The organism is Mesorhizobium sp. M1A.F.Ca.IN.020.06.1.1 (assembly GCF_004023265.1).
In the GTDB taxonomy this organism is placed as follows: domain Bacteria; phylum Pseudomonadota; class Alphaproteobacteria; order Rhizobiales; family Rhizobiaceae; genus Mesorhizobium.
Window position 1 is genome coordinate 1 of record NZ_RZSR01000778.1, and the last position, 2901, is coordinate 2901.

At 67.9% G+C, this 2901-nt stretch carries 1 protein-coding gene and 1 pseudogene; one reads left to right on the forward strand and one right to left on the reverse strand.

Annotation, left to right across the window (positions count from 1 at the left end; genetic code table 11):
- Nucleotides 1-16: 16 nt before the first annotated feature.
- A pseudogene (locus EOA60_RS26770) lies at nt 17-733 on the forward strand (LysR family transcriptional regulator); the annotation flags it as partial.
- A gap of 256 nt (nt 734-989) precedes the next feature.
- Here EOA60_RS26770 and EOA60_RS26775 read toward each other — a convergent pair.
- The coding region (locus EOA60_RS26775) for an AI-2E family transporter (protein ID WP_164899556.1) at nt 990-2901 on the reverse strand (1912 nt) is incomplete at its 5' end.

Consider the following 2901-nt stretch of genomic DNA (forward strand, 5'->3'; position numbering starts at 1 on the left):
GTGCTAAGATCGCACCATGTCGCGACCCGATCTCAACCTGCTCGTCACGCTGGACGTGCTCATCGCCGAAGGCAGTGTCGCGAAAGCCGCGCGGCGGCTGAAGCTCAGCCCGTCGGCAATGAGCCGCGCGCTCGCAAGACTGCGCGAGGTGACCGGCGATCCGCTTTTGGTCCGCGCCGGGCGCGGCCTGGTGCCGACGCCGCGCGCCATCGAGCTCGGGACGGATGTCGGCCGGCTGGTGAAGGAGGCGGAAGCTGTGCTGCGCCCCGCCGAACGGCTCGACCTGAAGCGGCTTACGCGCAGTTTCACGCTGCGCAACAGCGATGGTTTTGTGGAAAATTTCGGCCCTTCCCTTCTCGCGCGCGTCGCGGAGGAAGCGCCGGGCGTGCAGCTGCGCTTCGTGCCGAAGCCCGACAAGGACAGCGCGCCGATGCGCGAAGGCAGTGTCGATCTCGAGACCGGCGTTATCGGCGGCTCGACCGGCCCCGAGGTGCGGGCGCAGGCGCTGTTCCGCGACCGTTTCGTCGGCGTGGTGCGCAGCGGCCATCCGCTGTGCGACGGCAAGATCACCGCCGCCCGCTTCGCCGCCGGCCGGCATATATTGATCTCGCGCCGCGGGCTGGATCGCGGGCCTATCGACGACGCGCTGGAACTCGCCGGGCTGACGCGGACAATCGCCACCGTGGTCGGCGGCTTCGCGGAAGCGCTGGCGCTGGCGCGCGGCTCCGATCTCAAGACGATCCAGGCCAAGCCATCCGCCTGCACTGGACCTGCATTTCTAGCGCGCTCCGAAGGATCCGGGCTTCTGCCCGGATCGGCGAGGCAGAACAGAAACGGCCGGACAAGGGCCGAACCAGACAGCCACCCGGCCAGCCTGAGGGCTGGGGCGTGGCGCCGCCGGCGGGGCCGGCGCCTGCCCGCGCGGATCGCAAAGCGGCGCGGTTCGCGCGGGCCTTCGGGCCGGTCAATTGAGGGGGAAGTCGCCTCCCTCATCCAGCCGCCTGCAGCTCCTTCTTGCGGGCCGGCCGGCGGCGTGGCCGGCGTTGCGGCGCAAGCTTCAGCATCACCGGCGGCTCGCTCGACAGGGCGCCCGTCACGGCGCTGACCATGCCATGGGCGACGAAATCGGCGTTAAGCCCGGCGGCAAGTTCGGCCGCGGCCTTGGCGTCGCTGTTGCCGATTTCCGACCAGGACACGATGCCGACCCTGAGACGCGGTTTCAGCCGCTTCAGCCGCCGCACCATGAAGCGCGCGTGCTTGGTGGAGTCGCGGTTGAGGAAACCGATCACCACCGTATCGACGCCGCTCAGGTCGAGGCGGCGGATCCCGGCAGGTTCGAGGTCAATGAAACTCGCTCTCGACACTTCGGCGCCCTGCACCTCCAGCACCTGCGCCAGCATCGCGGCGGCGGCGTCGTCGAGCTCGCCCCGCCCGCCGGCGCAAAGCACGGAGAAGCCCACGCCATCCGGAAGATCGACCTCCTCCGATAGAGGCTCCTTGCCGTCGCCGGCCTTCCGATCGTTCGCCTTGCCTTCAGCAGCCTTGCCCGCGGTGATCTTGGCTGAGGCTGCCTTGCCCGGCGAGGCCTCGGCCGAGGCAGTGGCTGCCTGCTGGTCCTCTTCCTCCTCGGCTTCCGCCTCCTCCGCTTCCTCCTGGGCGCTGGCGTCCAGATTGGCGACGAGCGTCAGCGCGCTCGCCGCTACCTGTTTGCGCTGTTCGTCATCCATGACGCCGCGCATGCGGTCCTGCTCGCCAAGCAGCAGCGCCGGAATCGCCACCTGGTCGTAGAACTCGAACAGGTATTTTTCTTCGAGCATCTCCTCGGCGTGGTCGGTCGCCTCGTCCGGATCGGCGGCAAGCAGCCGCTGATAGAGACGCGCATGAGGCTCGAGCACCGGCTCGTTGCCGAACAGCACGTCGAGGAACTCGAACTGCGGAACGTGGCGGCCGAGGACGACGAGGCAGACGGTGAGCGGCGTCGACAGCACCAGGCCGATCGGCCCCCAGAGCCAGGTCCAGAAGATCGCCGCGACGATGATGGCGAGCGGCGAGAGGCCGGTGCGCGAGCCATAGAGCCATGGCTCGATGACGTTGCCGGTGATCAGCTCCATGGCGATGAACAGTGCCCCGGTCCACAGAAGCAGCGACCAGCCGGGCGCCACCGCCAGCGCCAGGAACAGCGGCAGCAGCGCGCCGATGATCGGCCCGATATAGGGAACGAAGCGCAGGGCGAGCGCCAGCATGCCCCAAAGCAGCGCATTGGGTATGCCCAGCACCCACAGGCCGATGGTGATCGGGATGGCGTAGATGACGTTCACCACCAGCTGCATCAACAGATACTGGCCGACCCGCTTGCCGGCATCTTGCAGCGCCTGGGTGGTGCGGTGGAGATCGCCATAGCCGACGAGACGGATGAAGCGGTCGCGCAGATCCTCCCGCTCCATCAGCATGAAGATGACGACGACGACCACAAGGCCGGCCGAGCCGAGCGGGCTGAGCAGCGGCTCGATGACCTTTTGCAACACTTCGAGCGGCCTTTCCTGCGCGACGATCTCGACCGGGATCGGATCGCGCTTCGGCGTCTGGGCGGCGGACGGCAGTTGCGGCTCCTGGCGCTCGAATTCCTGGCCGACGCGCTCGATCACGCCGCTCAAGCGCGAGATGATGCCGTTGCCCAGCCCGTTTTCCTTCAGCGCGCGGATCTTTGTCAGGATGTTGATCTGATAGACGGGGATGTTCTGGGCGAGGTCGCTGACCTGCGTGGCCACCACGAAGGAGAACAGCGCAAGCGCGGCAAAGGCGCCCAAAACGCTGGCAATCACGGCAGGCAGGCGCGGAATGCCGACGCGTTTCAACGCCGACACGAGCGGCGCGATGGCGAAAGTCAACAGCAGCGCGACT